26 protein-coding genes are annotated in these 24471 nt (G+C 46.0%); 5 read left to right on the forward strand and 21 right to left on the reverse strand.

Annotated elements, in window-relative coordinates:
- Positions 1-7: 7 nt before the first annotated feature.
- A complete protein-coding gene (gene gcvH, locus OU814_RS26135) occupies positions 8-397 on the forward strand; it encodes a glycine cleavage system protein GcvH (protein ID WP_017289076.1) in 390 nt (129 codons plus the stop codon).
- Positions 398-675: 278 nt separating this feature from the next.
- Positions 676-3600: an aminomethyl-transferring glycine dehydrogenase gene (gene gcvP / locus OU814_RS26140; RefSeq protein ID WP_268242602.1), complete on the forward strand. Its 2925-nt coding sequence runs from the start codon at positions 676-678 to the stop codon at positions 3598-3600.
- Between the two features lie 132 nt (positions 3601-3732).
- Here gcvP and recR read toward each other — a convergent pair whose 3' ends face one another.
- The 8 genes from recR to pstS all read right to left on the reverse strand — a co-directional run bounded on the left by recR (position 3733) and on the right by pstS (position 11109).
- Positions 3733-4353: a recombination mediator RecR gene (gene recR, locus OU814_RS26145; protein ID WP_442786153.1), complete on the reverse strand. Its 621-nt coding sequence runs from the start codon at positions 4351-4353 to the stop codon at positions 3733-3735.
- A gap of 22 nt (positions 4354-4375) precedes the next feature.
- Complete coding sequence (locus OU814_RS26150) at positions 4376-4726, reverse strand: histidine triad nucleotide-binding protein (RefSeq protein WP_268242603.1); 351 nt, start codon at positions 4724-4726, stop codon at positions 4376-4378.
- A 133-nt stretch (positions 4727-4859) separates the two neighbouring features.
- The gene (locus OU814_RS26155; protein ID WP_268242604.1) at positions 4860-5189 is read right to left on the reverse strand and encodes a tetratricopeptide repeat protein; all 330 of its coding nucleotides are present in this window, start codon (positions 5187-5189) and stop codon (positions 4860-4862) included.
- Positions 5190-5305: 116 nt separating this feature from the next.
- Entirely contained in the window at positions 5306-6097 is a 792-nt protein-coding gene (gene pstB / locus OU814_RS26160; protein ID WP_268242605.1) for a phosphate ABC transporter ATP-binding protein PstB, read from the reverse strand.
- Between the two features lie 21 nt (positions 6098-6118).
- Positions 6119-7003 carry a phosphate ABC transporter permease PstA gene (pstA, locus tag OU814_RS26165; RefSeq protein WP_268242606.1) on the reverse strand — a complete coding sequence of 295 codons (885 nt, stop codon included), beginning with the start codon at positions 7001-7003 and terminating at the stop codon, positions 6119-6121.
- Between the two features lie 20 nt (positions 7004-7023).
- Entirely contained in the window at positions 7024-7986 is a 963-nt protein-coding gene (gene pstC / locus OU814_RS26170) for a phosphate ABC transporter permease subunit PstC (protein WP_268242607.1), read from the reverse strand.
- 87 nt (positions 7987-8073) lie between these two features.
- Positions 8074-9882 (reverse strand): iron uptake porin, encoded by a 1809-nt coding sequence (locus tag OU814_RS26175; protein WP_268242608.1) that lies wholly within the window; start codon positions 9880-9882, stop codon positions 8074-8076.
- Positions 9883-10071: 189 nt separating this feature from the next.
- The gene (gene pstS / locus OU814_RS26180) at positions 10072-11109 is read right to left on the reverse strand and encodes a phosphate ABC transporter substrate-binding protein PstS (protein ID WP_268242609.1); all 1038 of its coding nucleotides are present in this window, start codon (positions 11107-11109) and stop codon (positions 10072-10074) included.
- A 531-nt stretch (positions 11110-11640) separates the two neighbouring features.
- Between pstS and OU814_RS26185 the strand changes: the two genes are divergently transcribed.
- Positions 11641-12723 carry a hypothetical protein gene (locus tag OU814_RS26185; protein WP_268242610.1) on the forward strand — a complete coding sequence of 361 codons (1083 nt, stop codon included), beginning with the start codon at positions 11641-11643 and terminating at the stop codon, positions 12721-12723.
- A gap of 54 nt (positions 12724-12777) precedes the next feature.
- Here the strand turns inward: OU814_RS26185 and OU814_RS26190 are convergent, their stop codons facing one another.
- The 4 genes from OU814_RS26190 to OU814_RS26205 form a co-directional block, all read right to left on the reverse strand.
- Positions 12778-13182 carry an ExbD/TolR family protein gene (locus tag OU814_RS26190; RefSeq protein ID WP_268242611.1) on the reverse strand — a complete coding sequence of 135 codons (405 nt, stop codon included), beginning with the start codon at positions 13180-13182 and terminating at the stop codon, positions 12778-12780.
- A gap of 2 nt (positions 13183-13184) precedes the next feature.
- The gene (locus OU814_RS26195) at positions 13185-13883 is read right to left on the reverse strand and encodes a MotA/TolQ/ExbB proton channel family protein (protein WP_268242612.1); all 699 of its coding nucleotides are present in this window, start codon (positions 13881-13883) and stop codon (positions 13185-13187) included.
- An 833-nt stretch (positions 13884-14716) separates the two neighbouring features.
- Positions 14717-14848 carry a hypothetical protein gene (locus tag OU814_RS26200; RefSeq protein ID WP_017289064.1) on the reverse strand — a complete coding sequence of 44 codons (132 nt, stop codon included), beginning with the start codon at positions 14846-14848 and terminating at the stop codon, positions 14717-14719.
- 38 nt (positions 14849-14886) lie between these two features.
- A complete protein-coding gene (locus OU814_RS26205; RefSeq protein WP_017289063.1) occupies positions 14887-15174 on the reverse strand; it encodes a pentapeptide repeat-containing protein in 288 nt (95 codons plus the stop codon).
- Between the two features lie 190 nt (positions 15175-15364).
- On the opposite strand from OU814_RS26205, the gene OU814_RS26210 reads away from it, so the two are divergent.
- Positions 15365-15493, forward strand: a complete 129-nt coding sequence (locus OU814_RS26210; protein WP_268242613.1) for a hypothetical protein — start codon at positions 15365-15367, stop codon at positions 15491-15493.
- Here the strand turns inward: OU814_RS26210 and OU814_RS26215 are convergent.
- The 8 genes from OU814_RS26215 to OU814_RS26250 all read right to left on the reverse strand — a co-directional run bounded on the left by OU814_RS26215 (position 15490) and on the right by OU814_RS26250 (position 23170).
- Entirely contained in the window at positions 15490-16044 is a 555-nt protein-coding gene (locus OU814_RS26215; RefSeq protein WP_268242614.1) for a pentapeptide repeat-containing protein, read from the reverse strand. The genes OU814_RS26210 and OU814_RS26215 overlap by 4 nt on opposite strands.
- A gap of 16 nt (positions 16045-16060) precedes the next feature.
- Complete coding sequence (locus OU814_RS26220; RefSeq protein WP_017289060.1) at positions 16061-16261, reverse strand: NblA/ycf18 family protein; 201 nt, start codon at positions 16259-16261, stop codon at positions 16061-16063.
- Between the two features lie 482 nt (positions 16262-16743).
- Entirely contained in the window at positions 16744-17043 is a 300-nt protein-coding gene (locus OU814_RS26225; protein ID WP_017289059.1) for a P-II family nitrogen regulator, read from the reverse strand.
- 128 nt (positions 17044-17171) lie between these two features.
- Positions 17172-17657: an allophycocyanin gene (locus tag OU814_RS26230; RefSeq protein WP_268242615.1), complete on the reverse strand. Its 486-nt coding sequence runs from the start codon at positions 17655-17657 to the stop codon at positions 17172-17174.
- An 83-nt stretch (positions 17658-17740) separates the two neighbouring features.
- Positions 17741-19753: an NACHT domain-containing protein gene (locus OU814_RS26235; RefSeq protein WP_268242616.1), complete on the reverse strand. Its 2013-nt coding sequence runs from the start codon at positions 19751-19753 to the stop codon at positions 17741-17743.
- 94 nt (positions 19754-19847) lie between these two features.
- Positions 19848-22256 carry an ATP-dependent Clp protease ATP-binding subunit gene (locus OU814_RS26240; protein WP_268242617.1) on the reverse strand — a complete coding sequence of 803 codons (2409 nt, stop codon included), beginning with the start codon at positions 22254-22256 and terminating at the stop codon, positions 19848-19850.
- 66 nt (positions 22257-22322) lie between these two features.
- Positions 22323-22685: a pentapeptide repeat-containing protein gene (locus tag OU814_RS26245; protein ID WP_190653260.1), complete on the reverse strand. Its 363-nt coding sequence runs from the start codon at positions 22683-22685 to the stop codon at positions 22323-22325.
- 182 nt (positions 22686-22867) lie between these two features.
- Positions 22868-23170 (reverse strand): RNA recognition motif domain-containing protein, encoded by a 303-nt coding sequence (locus OU814_RS26250; RefSeq protein WP_026148750.1) that lies wholly within the window; start codon positions 23168-23170, stop codon positions 22868-22870.
- A 382-nt stretch (positions 23171-23552) separates the two neighbouring features.
- On the opposite strand from OU814_RS26250, the gene OU814_RS26255 reads away from it, so the two are divergent.
- Positions 23553-23753 (forward strand): chlorophyll a/b-binding protein, encoded by a 201-nt coding sequence (locus OU814_RS26255; protein ID WP_017289052.1) that lies wholly within the window; start codon positions 23553-23555, stop codon positions 23751-23753.
- 186 nt (positions 23754-23939) lie between these two features.
- Here OU814_RS26255 and OU814_RS26260 read toward each other — a convergent pair whose 3' ends face one another.
- On the reverse strand, positions 23940-24371 hold the full coding sequence (locus OU814_RS26260; RefSeq protein ID WP_190653259.1) for a universal stress protein: 432 nt from the start codon (positions 24369-24371) through the stop codon (positions 23940-23942).
- Positions 24372-24471 lie beyond the last annotated feature (100 nt).

Raw genomic sequence — 24471 nt, forward strand, 5'->3', positions numbered from 1 at the left:
AGACATCATGGCATTTGAATATCCTGACACACTGAAATACACAGACTCTCACGAATATGTCCAGCTCGATGGCGACACTGCCACGATCGGGATCACCGCATTCGCGATCGATCAGCTTGGCGATATTGTGTTTTTGGAATTGCCAGAACCTGGAACTGAGGTTCAAAAAGGCGAGAATTTTGGCACCGTGGAATCCGTGAAAGCGGTGGAAGATTTGAAATCTCCGGTAAGCGGAACCGTGCTAGAGGCAAATACAGAAATGATGGATTCGCCAGAGAAATTGGTAGACGCTCCCTATACAGACGGATGGCTGATCAAGGTGCAAATCAGCGATTCGACTGAGATTGACGATGCGATGTCAGCCGATGAATACCGTGCTCAGGTTGAGGGTGCTTGAAAATTTCTCAGTAATTTCCGAAATCTACATGGCAATTTCACTGTAGCTTTACACCCGCTAGTTCCGCTGGCGGGTTAATTGTTGCAGAATGTGTCTAACAAATTTTGATATCTTGAACGTTCAACGTGCTTGATGGTTTGGAATTTCAGTTTTAAAGCCTCATTTAGGCTAGGTTAATCTGTCTGAGCTTCAGATTTTGAGTCTTCTCAAACATTTGCGGCTCCGAAAATTGACTTAGAATCGAACCTGCTTTTGTCACTCTAAACGATTCGTAATCTATGTCTGAACCCACAGTGTCCGTGTCCGCATTGTCCGACTACGCTCGCTCGCTCGATTTCGATTCGTCCGAACCTTCAGAATCCACTGTTTCGACTCCTGAATTGACTTATACCGATCGCTTTGTCGATCGACATATCGGGGTGCGAGGTGAAGAAATTCGAGCAATGCTCGCGGTATTGGGATTAAACTCGACTTCCGATCTAATCGAGCAGGCTGTGCCAAAAAGCATCCGAATTCAGCGTCCGCTACAAATTCGATCGGGTCGGAGTGAATATGAGCTTTTGAAGGAACTCAAAGCGATCGCGTCGAAAAATCAAGTGCTGCGATCGTTGATTGGCATGGGCTACTCGAATTGCATTACGCCTCCTGTCATTCAGCGCAATATTCTCGAAAATCCAGGTTGGTACACGCAATACACGCCGTATCAGCCCGAAATTTCTCAAGGACGGCTCGAAGCGCTGCTGAATTTCCAAACCATGATCATGGATCTCACAGGCTTGGAAATTGCGAATGCCTCACTTCTAGATGAAGGCACAGCAGCAGCAGAAGCGATGTCCATGAGCTATGGCATTGTGAAAAATAAAGCGAAGACGTTCTGGGTGTCAGAAGCATGTCATCCTCAGACGATCGAAGTGATTCAAACTCGTGCATTGCCACTTGGAATCGAAGTAATCGTCGGCGATCACCGAACATTTGAATTTGACACTCCGATCTTTGGGGCATTGCTGCAATATCCCGCAACCGATGGCGCGATTTATGACTATTCTGAATTTGTCGATCGTGCTCATCAAGCGGGCGCATTAGTGACGGTTGCGGCTGATCTGTTGAGTTTGACCTTACTAAAAGCACCGGGAGAATTTGGAGCCGATATTGCGATCGGCAATACTCAACGATTTGGGGTTCCGCTCGGGTATGGTGGCCCTCATGCGGCTTACTTTGCGACGAAAGAAGTTTACAAACGCCAATTGCCTGGAAGATTAGTTGGTGTTTCTAAAGATCGTAATGGTCAGCCTGCTTTGAGACTGGCGCTGCAAACTCGCGAGCAACATATTCGCCGGGATAAAGCAACGAGCAACATTTGTACAGCCCAAGTTTTACTCGCTGTGATTGCGGGCATGTATGCGGTGTATCACGGTGCAGAAGGCTTGAGAAAAATTGCCGATCGCGTTCATCGTTTAACTGCACAATTAGCGATCGCGCTGCAAAAGCTCGGACTCAAGCTTGGAACTGAGCCTTACTTTGACACGCTCAAAGTCGAATGTGATGCGGATGCTGTTCTGGCGCGGGCGTTGCAGAAAGGGATCAACTTACGCAAGATTGATGCCGACACTGTGGGTATCTCGATCGATGAAACCACGTCTCAAGCGGATTTACTCGATTTAGTTGGTTGTTTTGCGGGTCGATCGCTGCCTGCGATTCCTGATCCTCAAATTCCATCTGCGTTTATTCGGACTTCCAAATATCTGACTCATCCAACTTTTTCGGCTTATCGATCGGAGACGGAACTTCTGCGATACATGTATCGCTTGCAGTCGAGAGATCTCTCTCTTACGTCTGCGATGATTCCGCTCGGCTCTTGCACGATGAAGTTAAATGCAACTGCTGAAATGATTCCGATTACTTGGCCAGAGTTCGGACAGATTCATCCTTTTGCACCGACGAATCAAACTCAAGGCTATCAAACGTTGTTCCAACAGCTCGAATCCTGGCTGTCTGAAATTACCGGATTTGCAGGCATTTCATTGCAACCGAATGCAGGCTCTCAAGGTGAGTATGCTGGCTTGCTCGTTATCCGTCAGTATCATCAAAGTCGGGGTGATACTCATCGCACGATCTGTTTGATTCCTCAATCTGCTCATGGCACGAATCCAGCGAGTGCAGTCATGGCAGGGATGAAAGTTGTTGCGATCGCATGTGATCACGAAGGCAACATCGACATTGCAGATCTCAAAGCAAAAGCTGAACAGCATCGAGAGAATCTAGCAGCCTTGATGGTGACTTATCCTTCAACGCATGGTGTGTTTGAAGAAGGCATTCGAGAGATTTGTGCGATCGTGCATGAGAACGGCGGGCAAGTCTACATGGATGGCGCAAACATGAATGCTCAAGTCGGCTTGTGTCGTCCCGGTGATTTTGGTGCAGATGTGTGCCATTTGAACTTGCACAAAACCTTCTGTATTCCGCATGGTGGCGGCGGCCCTGGAGTCGGCCCAATCGGGGTTGCTTCGCATCTTGTTCCGTTCTTACCCAATCATTCTGTAGTTGCAACGAGCGGAGAATCGGGAATTGGAGCTGTGTCAGCCGCGCCTTGGGGCAGTGCTAGCATTTTGCCGATTTCGTGGATGTACATTGCAATGATGGGCGGTCAAGGCTTGACCGAGGCAACTGAGATTGCCATTCTGAGCGCGAACTATATTGCAAAACGCCTGGAAGGACATTATCCCGTGTTGTACAAGGGCAAGAATGGCTGGGTCGCGCATGAATGTATTCTCGATCTGCGTGAATTCAAGAAAAATGCAGATATCGAAGTCGATGACATTGCAAAACGATTGATCGATTACGGCTTCCATCCGCCAACAGTTTCTTGGCCTGTGGCAGGAACGGTCATGGTTGAGCCGACTGAGAGTGAATCGAAAGCGGAACTTGATCGTTTCTGTGATGCCATGATTGCGATTCGAGAAGAGATTCGAGCCATTGAGAATGGCAATGTCGATCGCACGAACAATCTCTTGAAGAATGCACCTCACACAGTTGCAGATCTCACGTCTGAGACTTGGGATCGTCCTTATCCACGGCAAGAGGCAATTTTCCCGACGGCATGGACAAAAGCAAACAAATTCTATCCAGCCGTTGGACGAATTGATAATGCCTTTGGCGATCGCAATTTGGTCTGTTCTTGTTTGCCGATGGATGCGTATGAATAAATCGGCAAGATAGTGCAAAAACTTGAGTAGAGATAGGTCATTGACCCATCTCTACTCCAGGCAGTATTGCTAGAGACGATTCTGAAAATAGTAAGAGATTGCTGTGCGATCGATGTCTGCTCAGCAATCGTCTTAATCTAGAACGCGCCGACCTTCTAAAGCACGCGCTAGGGTTACTTCGTCTGCATATTCCAAATCTCCACCCATTGGTAGCCCGAAGGCAATCCGCGTCACACGAGTAAAAGGTTTTAGCAAGCTTCCAACATATAGAGTTGTTGTCTCGCCTTCTACGCTCGGACTGATGGCGATAATGACTTCTTCGACTTTTTGCTGACTGACGCGCCGAACGAGTTGCTTAATGTTGAGTTGCTCAGGGCCAATGCCATCGATCGGGGAAATCAGTCCCCCTAAAACATGATATTTCCCGCGATATTCCCGCGTTTTCTCAAGCGCGATCACATCACGAGACTCTGCCACAACACAAATGGTTTTCGCATCGCGTTGGGGCGATCGACAAATCTCACAAACGGGTTCAGCCGACAAATGACCGCAAACAGAACAGAACCCAACTTGCAGCTTTGCTTCCATCAACGCCATTGCCAAAGCTTTTACTTCTTCTTCGGGGCGTTTAAGGATGTGTAGTGCGAGACGTTGGGCTGATTTAGGGCCGACACCTGGGAGGTGTTGAAGTTGCTCGATGAGACGAGCTAAAGGGCGTGTGTAAACCGTTGTCCTTCCTCCGATTCGCTGGATTCGATCGTAGCGTAAACCGCTACTATCCGGGAGGCCAACTCATCGATCGACCGCCCAGAAGATGCAGGTGCATATGATACACGGTTTGTCCGCCATCTTCACCTGTATTGATGACAACTCGATAACCGTTGCTGAGTCCTTGTTGTTCGGCGACCCGTTTAACGGTGAGGAGGAGATGTCCCATCAGGGCATGATCCTGGGATTCGGCATCGGCGAGTTTCGCGATCGGTTGTTTGGGAATGACCAAGATGTGAACGGGCGCTTGTGGGTTCACATCGCGAAAGGCGAGGGCTAGGTCGTCTTCGTAGACAATATCAGCAGGAATTTCTCTACGAATAATCTTGCTGAAGATTGTGTCGTTCGAGTCGCTCATGACAGCAATTAAAAGTGGTTCGCTGATTATTGTATGTCAGGAAAGACTCGACCAAAATGCAGTTTGGGGAATCGTTATGAATTCTTAGACTCGAAGAAAATGCCGCTCAATGAGGTGGCAGAGGGCGAGAGCATCACAGATAATTTGCAGAAATAGGAGCGTGTTCAAATCCTTGTTGACGAGCAAGATTGAATAATCGCTCTGCTTCTACTCGATTGCCCTTCTGCAACTCGATCCCTGCTAAGTTGCTCGATGCAAGCCCATATCCTTGTCTCGAAGCATGGTGATACCAGGTTGCAGCCTCGTCAAGGTTTTGTTTAACGCCAAGCCCTAAATGATAGAGGTTTCCGATAATCGTTTGAGCTTCCGCGTTGCCTTGGTGTGCGATCGGCATCAATAATCTTAACGCTTCGTCATAGTCTTGGCGATCAAATGCTGCGATACCTAAATTCAGTTCCGGCATAGTGTTTTCGCTAATATTTTTTCTACCATAGCTCATAGCTCAGGTAGTTCTATGATCAGCTCGTACTCTAACAGCAACGGAATTTTGAGGGAGATTAATCCTTTGACCAAAATCAGCTAACCAAAGCGACCCTCGACGTAATTGCGGGTGCGGACATCGGTTGCTGCACTAAATACTTTACTGGTTGCATCAACCTCAATTAATTGTCCGATTTGGCTTTCATCGGTACTGAAGAATGCGGTGCGATCGCTGATCCGGGCGGCTTGCTGCATGTTGTGCGTCACAATCACGATCGTGAATTGTTCCCGCAATTCCTGGATCAGTTCTTCAATCTTCATTGTTGTGATCGGGTCGAGCGCCGAACATGGCTCATCCATGAGTAGGACTCTGGGTTTGATAGCTAGTGCCCTGGCAATACAAAGCCTTTGTTGTTGTCCACCTGACAAGCTTAAGGCTGACTTGTTCAAATGATCTTTGACTTCATTCCACAGCGCTGCACTTTTGAGGGCAGATTCTACCATTTCATCCAACATTGAGCGGGAAGGACGACTAAACACGCGAATTCCATAGGCAACATTATCGTAAATGCTCATTGGAAACGGGTTCGGCTTCTGAAAGACCATGCCAATTTGCCGCCGCAAGCGATTGAGATTGACCCGATTACTATAGATATCTTGCCCAAAGAACTGAATCGTTCCTTCGATACGCATATTGCTCTCAAGCTCACCAATGCGATTCAGTGTTTTGATAAATGTAGATTTACCGCAACCCGAAGGACCAATGATCGCTGTTACCTGTGCAGAAGGAATCTCGATCGACACACCTTCTATTGCTTTGCGAGTGCCATAGTAAACGGCTAAATCTTTGACACAGAGAGCTAAATCGGTTGCTTGAGAAGCAAATTGCATAGTGGGATCGGGTTTCATGGATTATTGATGGCGACGAGTGATCAATCGGGAAAGTAAATTGGTAAGAATGACAATTCCTAAAAGCACAACTGATGCTGACCACGCTAACTGATTTTGCTCAGGAAAGGCTGAGCTTGCATAGTTGTAAATCATCACGGATAGCGATGGCGTTGGGTTCAAGGCCTGCTCGACCCAGTTCTGGCTGAATAGTGCAGTAAATAGCAAGGGAGCAGTCTCACCCGAAACACGAGCGATCGCTAATAAAACTCCCGTTGTAATACTAGGTAATGCCGCTTTCAATACAACTTTGAAGGTTGTTTGAATCGAGTTAGCACCCAATGCGGCGGAAGCTAAACGCTGCTGAGTTGGAACTAGCTTTAATGCTTCTTCGGTTGACAAAACAATGATGGGTAGCATAATCACAGCTAATGCGAATGCACCCGCTAATGCAGAAAAACCGCGATATCCCAAAATCGTAGAAAGTACAATCACTGCATAAGCAAAAACACCAACTACGATCGAGGGAACTGCACTCAAGATTGACATCACAAATCGAACAATCTGAGCAATGGCATTGCCGCGTCCAATTTCAACGAGATAGATAGCCGTGAGAATACCAAACGGAATACTCATCATCGCGGCAAGTCCAACCATAAGGACTGTACCTTGAATCGCATTAGCAAATCCGCTTACGACACCTGCTTCCCCCACTGGAGCAGGAAGATTCGTCAACACTTCCCATCGCAAATTGGGTAAACCTTGACGGAGAATTTCAAACAAAATAGACAAAAGCGGAAGTAACGCGAGTCCGGTGAGCAGAACTGCGATCGCACTCATCCCATAACTGAACAAACGGCGATCAACCGATAATGGCTTTGTAAGTTGCCGATCAAAAAAACTTGACATTGATCAAAATCAATAAAAGACTAACGCTTGAAGCTTACGATTTTTACCAATACGGTTGCGATGATATTAACGATTAACGTTAATGCAAATAAAATCAATGCTAAGTACATCAATGCGCCGATATGTAATTCATCTAATGCTTCGGGAAATTGGTTTGCTAAAATTGCAGGAATCGTATTACTTGCATCTAGCAACGATAAGCTAACTTGATCCGAATTCCCAATTACCATCGTTACAGCCATCGTTTCGCCTAACGCCCGACCCAACGCTAAAATGACGGCTCCGACAATTCCTGAAGCACTCGCAGGTAAGAGAATGGTGAAAATCATTTCCCACCGCGTTGCACCGAGTGACATCGAAGCAGTTCTTAACTCTTGCGGAATGCTTGTCATCACATCTCGGCTAATTGCTGCGATCGTGGGTAAGATCATCACTGCCAGAATCGTTCCAGCAACGAGTAGACTTGGTCCAAAGGTTTCGGTACTAAAGAACGGAATCCAACCGAATTGCTGATGCAGCCAGAGTTGAATCGGTTTCATAAATGGAATCAAGACAAAGATTCCCCAAAAACCAATAATGACACTAGGGATTGAAGCAATGAGTTCAACTAGAAACCCTAACAGCGATCGCACTACCGCAGGTAAGAATTTCTCACTCGTCACAATGGCAACGGTAATGCCAACTGGAACCGCAAATAAGAGTGCAATAAAAGAACTCACAAGAGTTCCGTAAATGTAAGTCAGAGCACCAAATTGAAGCTGATTGACATCCCATTCCTGGCGCGATAAAAATCCCAACCCAAATGCCTGAATTGCGGGAGCAGCAGACTTAAAAATCACCCAACCCATCCACAGCAATACTCCGATCGAGGCTAATGCAACAGCCTGAAGCACCCAAGCAAAGCCCCGATCAAGCCATGCTGTATTTCCATCCGTGATCGAAGGTGATGGAGATGGAGATCGTGAAGAAAGCGAAGAACTCATAACAATTGGGTGGCAATTGGGATTGGGAAACAGCAGCAAGGCAAGGAAAAGGGGTACTCACAGATCTGAAGTACCCCAAGGGTAGATTTAGAAGGTAAATGTGGTACGAATGGTACCAATCAAGAGCGTATCGTTTGCCGAATTGTGCTCTGGATTAAAGATCACCAGAACACCCGGTGTGATGGCGATATTGTCATTCAAGCGATAGCGGTAGAATGCTTCCAAGTGATAAGAAGTATCGCGATCGCGACGGCGACGAATCACGCCCGTTCCTGTAGTAGGACCATAATCACTATTCGTGACTTTCGGTGGCATCCCAAAGATTAATCCGCCAAAATTTCCTTCTTTGAATAGATCAGGGAACCCAAGTCCGACTGACCAGTTCCAGATAGAAGCATTATCTCCATCCTGAACTGCTGGATTGAGAGCGGTTCCTTGACCAGAAATCGTGTTGACTCGGCGATTTGCCTTCGCTTCGGTATAACCTGCCCATCCCGACAATGTTAAGCCAGGATTCAACCGAATATTTGCTTGAAGTCCGAATTGATTTGCAGTCGTTGGAATATTCCCCGCGCCGTTAATGGTACCTGTGCTACCAAACGGATTGTTAGCAAAGCCACTGCCTGTGCTACCTGAGATGCCCGAACCCGCTGTATAGTAGGCATTTACATAGGTAAAGCCAAGTCCAAAATTAGGGGTCGGTTGATAGACTAACTGCCCGATCGCTGCATAGTTGCCACTAAATAAACCTCGATCGAGGCTTGGATCTTGTGCATCTCCAGTGGGGACTAAATAACCTAAAGACAAGGTAAACCGATTGCCAACGGTAAATTCTCGCCCTAAGCGATGGTTTACAATCACACCCGTTCCGCTACCAGCACGGTAGATTGGGTTAAAGCGACCAAAGCGGGAAATTGCACCAGAACCACTGGATTCAAAAGGACTGAGGGTCGGAATAGAATCGTTGAATTCTAACCCGTCACCCGTTCCCGTTCCAACAAAGACCGTGGTTTGATCTCCGAGTGGGAAACGATACTCTAGGCGACGCAATGAAACACTGTTGTCATTGCTACCGTCATAGCCCAAACGAGCCATGTTTGTGTTGGTGACTGCACCTGAAAAAGAGGGAATGTTCCGGGCTTGCAGTTGAGTTCTTAAGCGATCGCGACCATTGAAGCTGGTATCAAAACCAATTCGCACCCGACTAGACAAGGTTAGATTCTCTTGTACATTTCGCGCTGATCCTGCTCCAATCGCGGCTGTAGTTGCTGTTTCCCGTGCTGCGGGCGTTGCTGCTGCATCAATGATTCGTTGTTGATCAGAGTTGATCGCTCTTTCATCTCCGAACGCTTGTGCTGCCGAGAAAATGACTTCCCCGGTCAGCTTGGTGGTTGTCGAGAATTGCTGTTTTTCTAGCGTAGTGGTGCGCGCTTCTAAACTATCCACCATGCCCCGCAGCGTTGCTAACTCTGCTGCAAACTCTTCTTGGAGCTTTTGCAGAGTTGCTAAATCTTCTCGCTTCACTAAATCAGTGGTTGCTGCTGCAATCAATTCATTGACGCGATCGAGGCAAGCATTCAAACCTGCTGCAAATTCGTAGCGCGTTAAAGCACGATTGCCCCGATAGGTACGATCGGGATAGCCTGCAATACAACCATACCGCTCAACGAGAGACTGTAACGCTTGAAATGCCCAGTCTGTCGGGCGAACATCAGAAAGTTGAGAAACCGAAGTAACCTGACCAGCAAGCTGTGAAGGTTGGGCTTCGCTTGCAAGCTGATTGACTGAAGTTTCGACTTGCGTTAATGCAGGCGAAGTTTCAGCAACAGCCGCGATCGCAAAGATAGAAAATAACCCAGGCAATAACACAAGGGAATGCCAAACTGTTCGTAACATTTGATAGTCCTCACATCGCAAGAATGAATGAAAATTGAAGAAAGAGCCGACGCGACTCGAAATTCAGCATCGAAAATGAAAAGCAACTCTAACGGCACGGTTCCTTTATCTCGATCGCTCAACTTCGATCGTGTCAGCTCACAAGGCGTGAAGAAACAATGTAAAAGTGTGAGGAGGAATTTTTAGAAACTAGGGCTTGACTTCGTTTCTGACTACTTGCAAAATCCGTTGCACATCACTCGGTGCAATTCGAGCAAAATTCAGGTCATCATTGAGTTCTTGACCTTCTGTAAGAACCCATTCAACCCACTTTTTCACGGCTGCTGCTTTTTCAGGGTTGTCATAGCGGCGATAGATCATCATCCAGGTCAGCCCTGTAATCGGATATCCTGCGTCTGGATCTCCATCAAACACCCGAAAATTATCCGGGAGTTTCAAGGATGCAATGGCTTTGTTGGTCTCTGCTAGTGACGGAGACAGCCATTCCCCCCGCTTCGTTTGCACCTGAGCAACGTTCAGCTTATTTTTCTCAGCATAAGATTGCTCAACATAGCCAATCGATCCCGACGTTTTCTGAACAGTAGAGGCAACCCCTGCATTGCCCCGCCCTTTCAACGGATTTGTCGTCCATTTGGGGGCTGTTCCCACGCCTACACGCCCTCTGAAGTACGGATTGACTGCACTGAGGTGGTTTACAAACACAAACGTTGTCCCACTCCCATCGGCACGCACAACGGTCTTAATGTTAGAGCTAGGTAGATTTACACCCGGATTATCTTTCGCAATTCTTGGGTCATTCCAACGGGTGATCCGACCTGAAAAAATGTCCGGTAGCACTTCGCGACCAAGTTTGAGGTTAGAAACCCCAGGAAGATTGAAGATGGGCACGACAGAGCCACCTGCCGTCGGGACTAAAATCACGCCGCGATCGACCTTCTTCATATCGTCATCGGTCATCGCCGCATCACTACCGCCGAAGTCTACAACGCCTGCGATAGTTTGGCGAATCCCACCGCCGCTTCCGATTGCTTGATAGTTCACCGTCGCGCCAGGATTCTTCTTCTTAAATTCGGAAATATACCGTTCATACAGGAGTGCCGGGAAAGTTGCGCCAGCTCCATTGAGTGTGACGGCTTCGGCGATCGCGGTCAAAACTGGAGTAAGCGTGAGCGCAATGGTTACTACAGACGCAGTAGCAGCGCGGCGAAAAGCTGTCGAGAGTGCCATTGTGTTGTGTCCTTGAGCAAAGACTGTGGTGCATCAATTTAGGTAACACTGAACACCCTACAACTCTAGTAGTTAAGTGAAGACAAACGAAAAAATAATAATTGGTTAAATTTGGTTAAATCTTAGGTTAACCAAATTGGAATGCTAGTGAAATAGATTCTTTACACATGCGATGTACTAAATGTCTCAGTAAAGTTATCGCTACAAATCCACCTTGAGATGTATATTGGTACAGATAAGGTGTAGCCTACCTCCCTGTATTCCAGAAAACAGAAATGCTCATCTGTATTCACAAACGATGAAAATGATGACAACATTCTGAAATTCAAGAAATATTTAAGTGATCACAACTGAAATGTTCTGGAGCTTTTTAGCTCGGCATGTAAGAGTTCAGGTTTATGTAGACGGCTAGAAATTTCAAGCCACATTGAGGAATTGCAAAATAGCTGGAGCCTTCCTCACTGTAACTTTTTCTCGATCGATTTCTTCTCAATCGATTTCTTGTGTTGACGTTCAATCTGACTGAATCCCATGACTAAAACTCTCTCAATGCCTGTTATGCCAGCGATCCCTGCTCCAGCGCGTGCCTTCATCCGACCGATGCTTTTAGCAGCAATTGGAATGCACGCTCTCTTATTGTTTGCTCCATTCCCGCAGGAAAAACCAAAGCCGCCTGAAAATAAGGAAGCACCCGTTAAAATTACGCAGCTTCCGACAACAAAAGTGAAGGTACAAAATAAAGCGAAGATTGCAAATCCCAATAAACCCAGTTTGCCTAAAATCAATCGCCCTGCGGCAAATCCGGTTGTGATCAAACCAGAACCACCCAAGCCCGAAGCGGCGCGATCGCAAGAAGCACCTCCTGAAAAAGGTCAAGTTGCCAATCCTGCCAGTGGTGGTGCCACCTCGTTTGTCGATTTCCCGCATTATCAACCCTCTACTCCGGATTGTTTTGGCAAAGGGTTAGGTGAGAATTGCCGGATTGCGACTGCAAATTTACCCACAGTAGCAGCCTTTTATCAATCGCAACCCAAAGCAAAAGGATTCACTGTTACCTTAGCTGAAGAGAACGCGAACGCAAAGATCTACACCGTGACGGCTAAAAATGGTCAAATGCTGTTTCTCAGCTTATTTGCTGACGCTCCTACAACAGTAATTTTGCTCTCTGAACAAAAGGTGACTGATCTCGCAACCTTGAAGGAATCAGTGAGTCCGCCTGAAGAGTACTACCAAATTTTGGCGGATCTCTTAGTAGAAGCCGATCGCTCAGATAATCCTGCGAACACGGCTTCACCGGAAAACTTTGCTCAACCGCAGATGTTCTATAACATTGTGAGTGAGGCAGAGTTGCAGCAGGGAGCGATTCCAGACTTGCGCCCCGGAATTGATGGAACACCGAAGCTAGCACAAGGTCAAAATCCGATGAACTTCTATCAATCCATGTCTGCGGCTGGACTATCAGGTTTCTTTGAGATTTCAGAGCAAGGTCAGTATGGCGGCGGTAACTTGTATCGCTTAAAGAAAGGAAGTACTACGTTCTACTTAAATTTGATCCCCACGAAAGATCAAACTGGAACGATCATTGTAACGTGGCTCAAAGATCCGAAAAGCTAAGAAAAATCGGGACATGATGAATGTCCCGATCAAACTATCCATTCTGCGCTCTCTCTACTCGATCGCTAAAGAAACGCGATCGCCTCCGACATCTCGCAGCGTTCCCAGAGTTTGAACCACTTTTTCGTAAGCAAGCGACTTATCAGCTTTGAGCACGATCGCGCCCTGTGGATTTCTTTGAAAATAAGCTGCAACCTGTTCTGCAATCTGCGCTTCTGTGACGGTTGCATTGTTAATTTCCGTTTGTCCAGCCCGTGTCATTCCAATAATCAGCGGCTCAGGAGCAGGTTTATTGTTGACTCCTTTATCTGTACTGGGCAGTATTGCGTCTACAGATTTGGAACTCGTTAGTGTCATCGATACCAGGATGAAAAACGTCAGAATCGTCATGATCACGTCCATCATCGGAACGAGATTCACCTCTGGAATTTGGCTTTGCTGGTATTTGTTAAATTTCATGCCTAGCTCCCGACAGAGAGTTCAGAAGATAACTGAGCCGATCCTGCTTTCGCCAATTCATTTGTCCAAGGTTCGTACCAAACTTGGCGATAAATCAGTTCTAACTCGCCACCGATTTTAGAGAAATACTCCATCTGCTGAGATTGCAGAGTGACAGAGACTCTTAGAAGTGCCAACGCAATGATTGCGACGACCATACCGCAAGCCGTGGTTGTGAGTGCTTCAGCGATTCCGGCTGCCGCTTTGGTGGTTTGTTCTGCTCCGAGCGTTGCGCCGCCTACGTTCAAGTTGGCAAAGGTCAACATCAGACCTGTTACAGTTCCTAGCAGTCCGAGCAGGGGCGCGATCGCGACGGCTGTTTCTAACATCTTGTCGCCTCTGCGCATTTTGGCAAATTCTTCATCACCCGCCGTTTCCAGTGCCAATCGGAAAGTTTCTGGGTTGGGCTGGTTGAGTTTTAGAGCCGCTAACATGAAGCGTCCAATCGGTTGCGAACTGGCTTTCTCCGCAATCATTCGAGCATCGGTCAAGCTATATTGTGCTGCGTCTAAGATATGATGTGCGACTCGGTCTTCGGTTCTGAGCACTTGAAACCAGAATACTGCACGATCGAAGGCACATGCAAAAGAGGCAACCGATAAACCAACGAGGGGAAGCATCAATGGTCCCCCTTTCGCTACAACTTCGTACAAATTAGACATAGTTTGGCAGAACCGCTCAAAAGAACAAACGAATTAACAGTCAATGAAGTACTGAGAGGAAAGATGTCAACGCATAATGCACCAACGTTGAGAATAACGGAAATAACGTAGAAAAATGGTTAAGGGAAGGTAAGGAACAGCCGAATTTTCAATTAAGGTGTTGAGTGACTCTTAACTGCTTGCCTCTAAGCCATGGACTTAACTAGCTGCTTGCAAATCAATTGAAGAACAGGAATATAGCGAATACACTCTACAGGATTACAGGTGTAGAGATGGGAAAATACTGCTCAAATGAAGTTCGATGGAATCTGGGTTCAAATTATGCGAATGGTGCGTGCTAGCGTTGAAGAGTTGCCCCACACCTGTCAAAATTGCTGCATGGAACCCTTCAGCAGTCTCCAGCTTTTGATCAGCTTTTTCTAGCCTTAATCAGGATGCTGTGTAAGGTGCTTATTTCCAGCTATGCACTACGCCAAACAGCCATCTCTGCATGACAATGACTACATCGCCAGTACACTCCATCTAGTCTGACATGGCGAAGCAGAACATACGAACAGCAAGGACAGAGATGCTGGCTCGTTGTACTGCGATCGAACGTAGTGTGACTACAGAAGCTAAAATTCGCTTGAGACTGAATTCTTAGGGAAGTATTGATTGAAGTAGGCATATTAAAAAAGGTTTCTAGTGAGATCGTGACAAAAATAAAATCTTAGACTTGGAATTGTAAATTGGGACAAAAAAACTTCCATCTACTTATTGTTGAATCAGTAGTGGAAGCTAGAAGTAAGCCAGTTACTCTGGCTTACTAGAAAAGCAGGAAATAGAAGCAGATTCTACTTTAAATTTCTAAGTAATCCGGTTGTGTTCCCGTCAAATCTTTTCGGGTCTTTTTTCTGTTTTTTGCCGCCCTGAGACTCTGCTTTCGGTTTTTTAGCTTCTCGATTGCCTTTTTTCTCTTTTGCCATGTCCCTTTCTCCAATTCAAAGTTTTTGCGTTCAGTTAGCTAATTACCTAAGTAATTAGCAGATCCCAAAAATTCGTTGTAAATACTGCCATTGGGCAGCTTTGCGCCTTTTAAGTTTGCTCCGCCAAGGTTAGCTCCTTTCAAAGTTGCCCAGTTTAGGTTGGTATCGCTTAGGTCTGAACTGCTCAAGTCTGATCCGGTCAAATTTGCCCCAGTAAAATCAACTCCGCTTAGATTTGCGTTTGCAAAGTTCAAGTTTTTCAAATCTTCTGTTCTGAAATTTCTTTGCCCTTCTGCGTATCGGTTGAGGACTTCATTAGCATTCATGTTGGTCGCCTCGCGACGTGTAGCGCAATCGCTGTATCTCTATTGTAGAGCCTAATGGCTTTTATAGCTACCTAATCGAACAGTCTATCGAATGACTTCTGCTCCAATTTACGCCTGAACCTGATTTAAGCTTTCTATTCGCTTGTTGTCTAGCCAGTGATCTATACCAACTCTCTCTAATCAAGATCCCATGATTCCTCCTGACAAGTCGAAAGCGATCGTCAGCCGTAAACAGCAACCACGATCGCTTGAAAAAAAATTGGCAGAACCTTGGTTTGAGCGTTCAAGCATGATGAGTCATACGTCATTTCTCAGCTAGTCATGCACGCTGCCATCGGGCATTATCGTTTTACTTAATCCTGTATGGTCGATATTGGCTCCTTGAATTGTTGCTCCCGTTAGATTTGCTTCACTCAAATGCGCGCCGTTGAGGTCTGCATCACTCAAATCTGACTCTCTCAGATTGGCTTCAGTTAAATTTGCACCTCGTAAATCAGCACCGCTTAGATCTGCCTTACTCAAATCTGCTTTCCGCAAATTTGCCCCACCTAGTTTAGCTTCACTGAGATCTGCGCCGCTCAAATCTGCATGAGTCAAATTCGCCCCACTTAGGTCTGCCCCACTCAGGTCTGCATGGATTAAGCAAGCTTGAATCATTGCGGCATCGGCTAGATTTGCTTGATTTAGTTTTGCTTGGTTAAGGTGAGCCTCAGTCAGATCCGCCCCGCGCAGATCCGCTCTGACTAACTCAGCCCCAATCAGCTTTGCTCCAATCAGCTTTGCATCTGTCAAGCAGACTTGGAGCAGTTTGACGTGACTAAAATCTCGTTGTCCTGTTGAATAGAGTTCTACAATCTCTTGAGCATTCATTATGTTTCTCCTGAGTTTAAATATTGGTGGGATTGAGTTCCAATTTCCATTCCTGCTTGAGAAGCCCTAGATACATCGTTGTTTTCTGAACTAACGTGAGTCGATACTGTACAATCAGAAACTCTTGAGCCTGCTCACGGGACATCCAGTGGGCTTGATCTGCGAAATTTCTGAGGTTGAATTCCTGCTCTGGAGTAAGTCCGCTCGATGGATCCATACTGACCTCTAATAACCCTAGTGAAGGTAAAAATTGTGAGCCTGATGGAAAATCACAAACTAGGCAAAATGAAGCTGTGGTTCTAGCGTGATTAAACTGATAGAAAACTCCCACCTGATTCTGTAGAGACAAAAGTGAGAATTAAAGTAACTCATATATTGTAGCTGTCTCTAGAGAACGCATCTAGAGTTTTACTCCTCAGCTACTTCACTTGCGCAGGTGAATGGACCCTTACCTTTGAGCATCTCAATTAAACCAGCAGCTTGAGAGCAGCTAGAGTGTTCAAGGCACTAGCTTTGACAGCAGTATCAACAATATCGGTCACGAGTTTCACCTTTCATTTGGTACTCGTTAATATTGATTACGCTAACCATCACAAGTATGTCAGCTTGATGTTTGATTTTGTGTTGGAATTGTTGCTTGAGCTATATTCTGTGAGTAATTTCTTAGCTCATCACAGATGAATCTCTCCAAAGATAGATCTAATCAAACAATCCTTCTACGGTTTGTCGAAATGCAATTAGAGCATGAGTTGCTTGATATTGCTTGAGATCTTCTAGCAATTGATCCGAGATTTCTAAGGTGACAATGGTTTTGAGTTCAATGTTGGTGTTGTAACCTGCGATGTCTCCCATCCGTTTACCATGGCTTCCTCCGCCCTGAGCTGGAATAATTGTGTAGCCGGACACTCCTAGTTTTGATAACAGACGGATTAGTCTCTCTTGCAAAACAGCTTCACCAATAATTGTGACAAGAATGCCTTGGGCTAAAGAATCAGACATATCATTTTCCTCTAATCTGCGATTAAATGTATCGATTAATCCAGCCTACTCCTAAGTAATGCACAATACCGCATTTCTCGTTTTCGGCAGACAGCACTCCACATTCAAAGTTAAGATGAAACTCTAGCTTACTGAAGCCCAGTAATTAAGTAGTCGAAATAAGCACCGACTTCACTTGCTTCTTCTTCTGACATGAGTGACGTTGTCATTGCTTTCATGGCGCGAACACCCTCAGCAACTCCCTCAAGCGGTGTCCCAAGGGAATTGTACATCTGGCGCACTCCAATCAGTCCGATATCTTCAAGCGGAGTCGTTTCTCCAGCAGCAACGCTGTATGTGATTAAGCGCAGGTAGTAATCCATATCCCGCAAGCAGGTTGCGGTCATGTTCTCTCCATAGGCATTGCCGCCTGGAGAGACTAAATTGGGACGACGCTGAAACAATTGTTTAGTGGCTTCTTTAACAATGCGATCGCGACTTTCAGTTAAAGTTTTGACCAAGCGCAATCGACGATCGCTACTCATCATAAAGCTTTTGATCTGATCCATTTCGCCTGGCGTAGGATAGCGGCACTCTGCGTCTGCGTTCACGATTAATTTCTGAATTACACTCATGATTACATTCCCCTAATCTTTTACAACTACATTGACAGAGCGATGTTTGATTTCATGTATGAATTGTTTGATTTCGATGCAATTCATTCTCCTTGCAATTCTCGATCCTCTGACTCTTTCTGAGGCAAGAGCAACGTTGCTTCAATCTCTTGTCGAATTGCGGCTGTGACTTCACAGTTGCTATTCAAACAATCAATTAGGAGCTGATTGGCATCGTAGTACCGTTGTAGGACTTGCTGTTGCTCAGGACTAAACTGCCAGGGATGCTGAATGTGGTCAAACGTGCGAGTGGTTGCAATTTTCTCGATTGGGTTCGATTGGGATTTTTGGCTGACCTTCATTAGAAAATTTTGTAAATAGGGATCTTCAGCGACTAGCGCATCAATTTGTTGTTTCATTAACTGCATGAGCGAATCTGCACTTCGCAACATTGCTGCTGTTAACAAGAACACTTCGCGCCAGTGAGCATCGCTAATGTGGCTCACTAAGTTTCCTAATGCTTGCTCTAATGCTCGTAAATTAGGGCTAGCGACAATTTTCCGAGCCGTGAAGTATGCTTGAAACGCCAAGTAGGAAAATGAAAAAATGCCTCGCGCTCGTTCAATTAAGAGTCCATGCTGTGCCTCGATCGCTTTTAGCATCTTCTCGCTTGCAAGTTGCAGTTCTTCGGGTTCTAACGACGTATTCGGTAGGTTTCGTAAATAGTCTCCGATGTACTGTTCAATCATGCCCCGTTCAAAAAAGTACTGACCCTGCTCAAAGGTGACTGCTGCCAATTGGCTCAGCAATCTTAGCTTTTGAGGTAATAAAAAACCTGGGTAAGCCTCATCGCGTTCGACTCCTCTAGCTTCATCCCACTTCCCCAGCAGCAGATCGAGTCCTTGCTTGTAAAATTCAGTCCGCTTTGTTGGAATTTTTTCTTGACTCTGAAATACCCAGCAGGCAAGGTGCAGAAACAAAGGGGTAACAACCAGTTGGCGAAACTGCCAGTTCTCCGGTAGGTCGAGTTTCTGCAGAAACTCAACGGATTGATTTTGCTGCGGTTCCTTCGGAGTTGCGCTCTGCGCTAATCGCGGTGTTGTTCGGCTGAATACGGCGAACCACTTTTGTGCGAATGTTGTGATTTGCGCTTGGGTGAACGGTGCAATCTCAACATCGGTGAAGCCTCGAAGTTGCAACTTTTGAGCCGCTGTCCGACAGGAAACAACAAACTGATTGCGATGATACTTATCTGAGAATTGACGAATTTCTCGTAGAACCGATGTACTGTCCTGATTCAGCAGTTCATCAATACCGTCCATTAACAGCAAAACTCGACCTGATTGTAGCAACGTTTCAATTACGGCGGGGTCTGAAATGCCAGAAGGGACAAAGCAAGAGCACACATAATTAAAAAGGCTAAAAGTTCCACTGTTTCTAGATTCTCTTGTAAACTCTCTCATTGCCATAAAGAGCGGCACTCGATTAGCAGCAAATTCTCCCCGATTGCACTGAATCGCTAGATGTTGCAAAAAAGTGGTTTTCCCGATTCCCGGCTTTCCCAAAACTCTCAGCTTTGAATAAGTCTTGACTGTCTGCATTCCGGGGATTAGCTTTTGCTCAATGTCTCCTAAGCCCAGACGATCGAAGTCAGTCGGCTTTAGGTTCTGTAGTTCAGCGATCTCGACCCATTGTTGGCTAGCAATTTCTTCTAAAGTATTGACATCGACATAGATATCATCAATCCTCACCGGACGGTTGACATCAAGTAACTGTAAGATGCCGCACTGATCTTGAATCGTGTCTTGATGCTGCGATCGCACTTGCTGGACTAAACTCTCCACATCCAAGGGAGTTGTTTTTGTTCGTTCTCCGGGAACTGGAAAATCTACAGGAGCATCAAGTGCAATCTCGCGCCAATCTAAGTCTAAAATCGAACAAATTTCTAGAAAGATTTGGCGATCGACAGGTTGTCCAGTGAAAAAGCGCCAGATGGGTTGACGGGTCTTTAAGTTCACTTCCCCTGCTAGATTTTCCTGCGTCCAGCCTTTGATAGCAAACGCACGTTTAGCCTGTTGAATACCAGCAGGAGATGCCTGAAGTGAGCGCTTGACCATAGAATAAAAGGCTCGTATTAGAAATCAAAGCATTCCTCTACTCAAAATGTAAGCGTTTGATTTCGTTACTGTCTCGTTTGATCGCCTGAATTCTCTAAACGATCTCGATCTGTCCATGCTCATCTAAATCGACTTTCACAGAATCTCCAGACTTAACTCGACCAGAGAGAATCGTCTCAGCTAGACTATCTTCGAGTAGACGAGTGATCGCTCGTCGCAGCGGACGTGCGCCTTGCTCTGGGTGATAGCCCGTTTCGACGAGGCGATCTTTAACGCGATCGCTCACTTCCAGTGTGATGTCTTGTTCTAGCAAGCGAGCTGAAAATTCATTCAGTAAGAGATTCGCAATTTGTTTGATTTCATCATGTGTTAATTGTCGGAACACAATGATGTCATCTAAACGGTTCAAGAATTCTGGGCGAAAGTACTGCTTCAGTTCTTCATTGACCAAAGCAACAGTGCGGTTATAAGATGCTTCTGGAGCATTCGTCGAGAGTTCAAAACCGAGTCCGCCTCCTCCTTTCTGAATCACCTTGGAACCAACATTCGAGGTCATCACGAGCAAGGTATTCTTGAAATTCACAGTCCGACCTTTCGCATCGGTTAGGCGACCATCTTCTAAGATTTGCAGCAGCAAATTAAATACATCGGGATGTGCTTTTTCGATTTCGTCAAATAGCACAACGGTGTAAGGCTTGCGTCGAACGGCTTCTGTTAACTGTCCGCCTTCGCTATAGCCCACATATCCGGGTGGAGAACCAATCAGCTTAGAAACGGTATGGCGCTCCATAAACTCAGACATATCTAGTCGAATCATCGCCGATTCAGATCCAAAAAAGCAGGCAGCTAATGCTTTGACTAACTCAGTTTTGCCCACTCCCGTTGGCCCTGAAAAAATAAACGATGCGATCGGGCGATTGGGATTGCTTAAGCCCACTCTTGCCCGACGAGTAGCTCGTGCGATCGCGCTGACCGCTTCTTCTTGTCCAATCAGTCGTTGATGCAAAACTTCTTCCATCTGCATTAACTGTTCTGACTCAAGTTCGGTGACTTTGTTCACCGGAACGCCTGTCCAAGATGAGACAATGTGAGCGATATCGACCTCATCCACAACGATTGCAGAACCAAATGCTGGAGCCTCGGTCTGAACCTCTGCTTGCAGAGTCAGCTCACTCGATCTCACTTCACCAGCACGCTTAAAGTCCTGTTGTGCGATCGCGCTTGCTTTGGTGAGCAAAATCTGTTTGAGTCGTTCACTCATGCTCTTATCGAGCGAGAATTTCTTGCCGTGAAGAATTCGAGCGCGAGATCCGGCTTCATCAATCAAATCGATCGCTTTGTCTGGGAGCAGCCGATCAGAAATATATCGATCGGCAAGCTTTGCCGCCGCTTCTAGTGCAAGATCCGAGATTTCTAGCCGATGGTGCTGCTCATAGCGACTGCGTAATCCTTGTAAAATCAGAATCGTCTCTTCAATGCTCGGCTCATTAATCATCACGGGCTGAAATCGCCGTTCTAGTGCTGCATCTTGCTCAACATATTGACGATATTCATCGAGCGTTGTTGCTCCAATACAGCGCAGTTCGCCGCGCGCGAGAGCAGGTTTCAGAATATTTGCAGCATCGAGTGAGCCTTGAGCAGAACCTGCCCCTAGCAAAGTATGAACTTCATCGATGACTAAAATGATGTTTCCCGATGAGCGAACTTCCTTCATGATGGTTTTGAGTCGTTCCTCAAACTCACCTCGATACTTTGTTCCAGCCAGTAAAGTTCCGATATTCAACGTGAGAACTTGCTGATTTTGAAGCGATTCGGGCACGTCTCGATCGACAATACGCTGCGCTAATCCTTCGGCTAAAGCAGTTTTTCCGACACCCGGTTCACCAATTAAAATCGGATTGTTCTTCGTGCGGCGACCCAGAATCTGAATCATCCGTTCTACTTCTTGCTGACGACCGACTACCGGATCAAGCCTTCCCAATGCCGCAAGTTCAGTCAGATTCGTGCCGCACTCATTCAAAATCGGTGTGCTCTTGCGACCGGAACTCTTCCCTTTTAAGATGGGCTTAGCTTCAGAGATGGCTTGTAGCACTTTAATCCGAACTTCAACCCGCTCCACGCCTAGCCGTTCTAAAACCTGAGTGGCTAATCCCGCCTCATCTTGCACGATCGCCAGCAACAAATGCTCTGGTTCCACCTGGCTATGTCCGAGCCGCTCTGCTTCTTTTAAGGACTGCTCTAAGACACGCCGACTCCGGGGAGTAAAGGGGATCTCAGTCCGAGACAGTCCAGGCCCTCGACCAATCACTGCCTGCACTTGCTCTTGTACTTCTTCCAGAGTAATGTCTAGATCCGCTAACACTTGTGCAGCAATACTGGGTCGAGTCGCAATTAAACCTAGCAAAAGCTGCTCTGTGCCAACATAATTATGGTCAAGGCGACGAGCTTCGATTTGAGCCGCATTCACAACCCTAATGCTTCTCTCTGTAAATTTATCAAACACAGGGATTTCCTCTGATAATGGAAGCGTTGCTCAAACTATGATTTTCTCAATCTCAAGCATTGACTGTTAGATCTGCGGCACTTTAAGACGGTTCGAGAGGGTGCTGGGAGTGGTTCCGTCTGGCAAGATTGCACCCTTAAGATAGGTCTGACCCAAAATTGCTTCACCCAAATTCGTATTGCTTAAATTTGCCTCAGTCAGATTTGCACCTGTGAAGTTTGCTTCGCTTAACATTGCTCCAACTAAAATTGCGCCTTTGAGATTGGCGTAACTTAAGTTCGTTTTAGTCAGATTTGCCTTGGTTAAGTTTGCACCGCTTAGATTGATGCCTGTGAAATTTAAACTTCTGAAATTTACGGCAATTAAGTTCAGATTCCGAAAGTCCCGTTGTCCTGCATTGTATCGGCTCAGAAGTTCTTTCGTATTCATTTGTTTCTTGGGTTTAGTTAAGGAATGCTGTATCGCTGCATGAAAAAATAGGTGAGTTGAAACGCTTGCACCATTTTCAATCCAGCCATGAATCATGTTTTCAGAGATCGACAATAAGGCAGACTCTGTAAGAGCTGCCTTTAAGACGGTAGAGTTGTACTTGCTCCCTGCTCGATCAGAATCTAGCGGCGAGAAGAGCCGCCTCTGCGATCGCCCCAACTTCCACTAGAAGAACTTCTCTCTTCACGAGGTTTTGCCTTGTTGACGGTCAAATCGCGCCCCATCCACTCGGCTCCGTTGAGAGCTTCGATCGCGGCTTCTTCCTCAGTGTCGGTTGCCATTTCGACAAACGCGAAGCCCCGAACTCGTCCAGTCTCCCGGTCGGTTGGTAACTGAACTCGCTTAACGGTTCCATATTCAGCAAAAATTTCGCTGAGGTTGTCCTGCATCACTTCGTAAGAAAGATTGCCAACGTAGATTGACATAAAAAACGGCTCCAGAATCATAATGTAGAGAGATTTAGGTTCGGAGCAACACTTAATGATAAGGAATTACACAGCCGAAAATATCGCTTCAGCCTTCAGCCTAACACAGCTTCTAAAAGTTCAACGACTGTATAGCTTAATAGAAACAATCCGATGTGTAGCTTAATAGAAGCAATGAGAGTTTTTTATCTACTGACAACACGCTCTAAGGTTGAAAGCATCTTCTAAGATTTCAAAGGACAAAGCGGATAATTTAGCACTCAAATCTACGTATTGCGCTGTAACTTCTCTCTGTAACACTCAGAGATACCCCCAAAGGTATAGGCTTGATGGGAATTCTGCCGATACTATAGTAAATAGAAGTTCATTAAGAAGTGTAACAATGCAATCGAACAAAGCGACTAACTTACCTCCTGTTGCCACAGAATACAATGGTGTCGATCGCAATGCTTTTCTTTTCGGCTTCAATCCTCAAGCAGAACTCTGGAACGGTCGATTAGCAATGATCGGATTCCTTGCTTACTTAGCGTGGGACTTAGCAGGCTTTAGTGTGCTGCGCGATGTTCTACACCTGATTAAGTAGAGTGGTGGATTTTACATCTCAGCAACAGAGGTGTTTGCCAGGTATAACTATTCAATAATTTAGTCCTCAAACTTTGGAGCGAATCAATCGCGCCTCTAGTTCTGGGGACTTTTCAAATTTTATGCAGGTTGATGAATCACCATTGCGCTCCGATCTCTTTTCTATGCTGGTTTCTCAATGGATAATTTAAGAACTGGGTGTAAGGTCAAGCAACCTTTCTAAGCGATTACGCACTGCAACATCTGGGACTTGTGGTTTTAATTGCATTGTCATAGAAATGGTATGCTCTTGTTCTTGCTGCACAATCAGCACGGTACAGGGCAAGATTGGAGACAATGTCGGATGTAGTGCGTGACCGATGACGATCAAATCAGCGTACCAATTTCTCGCCGTTCTAATCAGAGCTTGCTCCGTCTTTTCGCTCAATTCTGAAATGTCAACCTGAATTCCCAAGCCTATCGCCATTTCTGCCAGCGAATGTGCGATCGCTCCTGGATTTGTTCTCAGATCAACTAAACATAATTGAGCTTGATTTGCTCTAGCAAATCGGAGCGCAGTGTTAAACACACAATGCTGAGATGGAGCATCTTCAAGAACGACTAAAATTCTTCGGAACATTGCTTTTACCCCCTGCTACAGTGCTCAATATAATCGAGTTAGTTGAGGAACTTGTGAGGATGCACAGGTCGTAGCCACACGTTCCTCAACAGTGCATTAT

This window comes from Leptolyngbya sp. GGD, assembly GCF_026735145.1.
Lineage (GTDB): Bacteria > Cyanobacteriota > Cyanobacteriia > Leptolyngbyales > Leptolyngbyaceae > Leptolyngbya > Leptolyngbya boryana.

Excerpts from the sequence above, each read along its gene's own strand:
- gcvH (WP_017289076.1), top strand. The coding sequence starts at position 8 with ATGGCATTTGAATATCCTGACACACTGAAATACACAGACTCTCACGAA.
- gcvP (WP_268242602.1), top strand. The coding sequence starts at position 676 with ATGTCTGAACCCACAGTGTCCGTGTCCGCATTGTCCGACTACGCTCGC.
- OU814_RS26150 (WP_268242603.1), bottom strand. The coding sequence starts at position 4,726 with ATGAGCGACTCGAACGACACAATCTTCAGCAAGATTATTCGTAGAGAA.
- OU814_RS26155 (WP_268242604.1), bottom strand. The coding sequence starts at position 5,189 with ATGCCGGAACTGAATTTAGGTATCGCAGCATTTGATCGCCAAGACTAT.
- pstB (WP_268242605.1), bottom strand. The coding sequence starts at position 6,097 with ATGCAATTTGCTTCTCAAGCAACCGATTTAGCTCTCTGTGTCAAAGAT.
- pstA (WP_268242606.1), bottom strand. The coding sequence starts at position 7,003 with ATGTCAAGTTTTTTTGATCGGCAACTTACAAAGCCATTATCGGTTGAT.
- pstC (WP_268242607.1), bottom strand. The coding sequence starts at position 7,986 with ATGAGTTCTTCGCTTTCTTCACGATCTCCATCTCCATCACCTTCGATC.
- OU814_RS26175 (WP_268242608.1), bottom strand. The coding sequence starts at position 9,882 with ATGTTACGAACAGTTTGGCATTCCCTTGTGTTATTGCCTGGGTTATTT.
- pstS (WP_268242609.1), bottom strand. The coding sequence starts at position 11,109 with ATGGCACTCTCGACAGCTTTTCGCCGCGCTGCTACTGCGTCTGTAGTA.
- OU814_RS26185 (WP_268242610.1), top strand. The coding sequence starts at position 11,641 with ATGACTAAAACTCTCTCAATGCCTGTTATGCCAGCGATCCCTGCTCCA.
- OU814_RS26190 (WP_268242611.1), bottom strand. The coding sequence starts at position 13,182 with ATGAAATTTAACAAATACCAGCAAAGCCAAATTCCAGAGGTGAATCTC.
- OU814_RS26195 (WP_268242612.1), bottom strand. The coding sequence starts at position 13,883 with ATGTCTAATTTGTACGAAGTTGTAGCGAAAGGGGGACCATTGATGCTT.
- OU814_RS26200 (WP_017289064.1), bottom strand. The coding sequence starts at position 14,848 with ATGGCAAAAGAGAAAAAAGGCAATCGAGAAGCTAAAAAACCGAAAGCA.
- OU814_RS26205 (WP_017289063.1), bottom strand. The coding sequence starts at position 15,174 with ATGAATGCTAATGAAGTCCTCAACCGATACGCAGAAGGGCAAAGAAAT.
- OU814_RS26210 (WP_268242613.1), top strand. The coding sequence starts at position 15,365 with ATGATTCCTCCTGACAAGTCGAAAGCGATCGTCAGCCGTAAACAGCAA.
- OU814_RS26215 (WP_268242614.1), bottom strand. The coding sequence starts at position 16,044 with ATGAATGCTCAAGAGATTGTAGAACTCTATTCAACAGGACAACGAGAT.
- OU814_RS26220 (WP_017289060.1), bottom strand. The coding sequence starts at position 16,261 with ATGGATCCATCGAGCGGACTTACTCCAGAGCAGGAATTCAACCTCAGA.
- OU814_RS26225 (WP_017289059.1), bottom strand. The coding sequence starts at position 17,043 with ATGTCTGATTCTTTAGCCCAAGGCATTCTTGTCACAATTATTGGTGAA.
- OU814_RS26230 (WP_268242615.1), bottom strand. The coding sequence starts at position 17,657 with ATGAGTGTAATTCAGAAATTAATCGTGAACGCAGACGCAGAGTGCCGC.
- OU814_RS26235 (WP_268242616.1), bottom strand. The coding sequence starts at position 19,753 with ATGGTCAAGCGCTCACTTCAGGCATCTCCTGCTGGTATTCAACAGGCT.
- OU814_RS26245 (WP_190653260.1), bottom strand. The coding sequence starts at position 22,685 with ATGAATACGAAAGAACTTCTGAGCCGATACAATGCAGGACAACGGGAC.
- OU814_RS26250 (WP_026148750.1), bottom strand. The coding sequence starts at position 23,170 with ATGTCAATCTACGTTGGCAATCTTTCTTACGAAGTGATGCAGGACAAC.
- OU814_RS26255 (WP_017289052.1), top strand. The coding sequence starts at position 23,553 with ATGCAATCGAACAAAGCGACTAACTTACCTCCTGTTGCCACAGAATAC.
- OU814_RS26260 (WP_190653259.1), bottom strand. The coding sequence starts at position 24,371 with ATGTTCCGAAGAATTTTAGTCGTTCTTGAAGATGCTCCATCTCAGCAT.